Genomic DNA, 2,328 nt, shown 5'->3' on the forward strand with positions numbered 1-2,328 from the left:
CAAAAGAGCGGCCCGCCCGCGTTCACCTGATCGCCGCCGCGCGCCCCAATTTCATGAAGGTTGCGCCGCTCTGGCACGCGCTGAGCGAGGCGCCTGATTTCGAGCCCGTGCTGATCCACACCGGCCAGCATTACGACGTCAACATGTCGGATGCGATTTTCGCGGACCTCCGCCTGCCCGAGCCCGACCATCATCTCGGCGTCGGGTCCGGGAGCCATGGCGAGCAGACCGGCGGCGTGATGATCGCCTATGAGAAGATCGCGCTCGCGGACCGGCCCGACTGGCTGGTCGTGGTCGGAGACGTCAATTCGACCGCCGCCTGCGCCCTCGTCGCGGCCAAGCTCCGCTTCCCGGTAGTGCATCTCGAAGCCGGCCTCAGGAGCCGCGACCGCGACATGCCCGAGGAGATCAACCGCCTCGTTACCGACGTGCTGGCGGACGTGCTCTGGACGCCCTCGCCCGACGCCGACCGGAACCTCGCCGCCGAGGGCATCCCCGCCGCCCGCGTCACCCGCGTCGGCAATATCATGCTGGACAGCTTCGAGCTCGTTCGCCCCGCGATCGAAGCCGCCGCCGTGCCCGCCGAGCTCGGGCTCGATCACGGACGCTACGGCATCGTCACGCTCCACCGTCCGTCCAACGTCGACGATCCCGTGCAGCTCGCCCGGCTGGTCGAGGCCCTGGTCCAGGTGCAGGCGCGGCTGCCGCTCGTCTTCCCGCTCCACCCGCGCACCGCGCAGCGGCTGGGCGCCGCCGGCCTCCGCGCCAGCCTCGAAGCCGCCGGCGTGAAGCTGATCGATCCCGTGCCCTACGTTCGCTTCATGAGCCTCGTCATGGGCGCAGCCGCCGCGATCACGGACAGCGGCGGCATCCAGGAAGAGACCACCTATCTCGGCATCCCCTGCCTGACGCTGCGCGAAAATACGGAGCGGCCGATCACGATCAGCGAAGGCACCAACCGCCTCGTCAAGCCCGAGACGCTTGCCCGAAGCCTTGACGAAGCCCTCGGCCGACGGCCCGGAACGCTGCCCCGTCCGGCGCTCTGGGACGGCCGGACCGCGGAGCGCTGCCTTGCCGACCTTCGCGCCCGATCGGTGCGAAACGAGGCTGATATTCATCCTTTACCCGGCGTTAAGCTTCGCTCCGCAGCACGCTGAAAGGCGCGACTTCGCGCGGATTTCCGCCGATTTCGCGGCTCCCGAGGCCGCCGCACATGGTCGTCCCTCAACCCGACAATCCGCCGCTCCTTTAACGATCCATCAAAACCTTCCCGCTAGGACAAGCTGGTTCGACCAGATGGTATTGGAATTCCATGTATCACGCGCCCGTCTCCGCCGATGATGCCCCGCAGGACGCCCTCGTGGTCGATCTGCCCGAGGCTTCGTACGAGGGCACCAACAGCCGGCTCAGCGAAGCGCATCTGCAGAACGGGCAGATCGAGGTCGCGGCCCTGTTCGCCCCCTATTTCGCCGCCGCCGGAGCGGGCGCCGCACTCCTCGCCGGCTGGGCGATGTTCGGCCACACCAACCCCTTCTTCATCGTCGGCTGGCTTGCTTCCGTTTGCGGCGCGCACTGGTTCGCCTGCCGCCGAGCATTGGATGCCGCCGATCAGGCCGGAAGCCGCTCGGCCAAGCCGCGCCCCGAATGGATGCCGGTGGTCGAGACGCTGGTGCTGGCGATCATCTGGTGCTCGCTTCCGACCTACGCCTTCGGTTCGACGCCGCCCGAATCCCAGGTCGTGATCGGCGGCGCCATGGGCGCGATGATCGTCGCCGCCGTCGCGCTCGCATCCGTCCCCGCCGCCGCAATGGCCTGGGTGGGAGCAATGACCCTGGCGCTCTGCGCCGCTTATTATCTCGGCACGGCCGAGCTCGATCTCAAGGTCGGAGTCGCGATCGTTGCCGTTGCGGTCAGCTCCGTCATGGGCCTCGCCCGCCTCACCCGCTGGACCTATTCCCAGCTCAGGGCGATGGCGAAGATCCGCACCCAGTCCGAATCCGTCCGCCTGCTGCTCCGCGAATATGAGCATCGCGGCGTGGGCTGGCTCTGGCAGGTCGATAGCGAGAACCGCGTCGTCTACATTTCCAGCCGGATGACTGCCCTCCTCGGCCGCTCCACCAGCCAGCTGATCGGCCATTCGCTTCCCGCGTCGTTGGGCGGCAACAGCGCGCTCGGCCGCACGCTTCTCGCACGCCAGCCTTTCGCCAATCTCGAGATGGAGCTGCGCACCCGCCGCGGCACGCGCTGGATCAGCCTTGCCGGCGATCCGATCATCGACATGTCCGGCGCCTTCCAGGGCTTCCGCGGCGTCGGCTCGGACATCACCGA

The 2,328-nt window shown here is 68.2% G+C and carries 2 protein-coding genes; both read left to right on the plus strand.

What is annotated here, in order from left to right; genetic code table 11:
* Nucleotides 1–1,157 (plus strand): non-hydrolyzing UDP-N-acetylglucosamine 2-epimerase (gene wecB / locus VF662_RS15490; RefSeq protein ID WP_464142848.1); only part of this gene is annotated, 1,157 nt, incomplete at its 5' end.
* Nucleotides 1,158–1,312: 155 nt separating this feature from the next.
* Nucleotides 1,313–2,328 (plus strand): PAS domain-containing protein (locus tag VF662_RS15495; RefSeq protein ID WP_464142849.1); only part of this gene is annotated, 1,016 nt, incomplete at its 3' end.

Source organism: Allosphingosinicella sp. (genome assembly GCF_036387215.1).
GTDB lineage: Bacteria > Pseudomonadota > Alphaproteobacteria > Sphingomonadales > Sphingomonadaceae > Allosphingosinicella.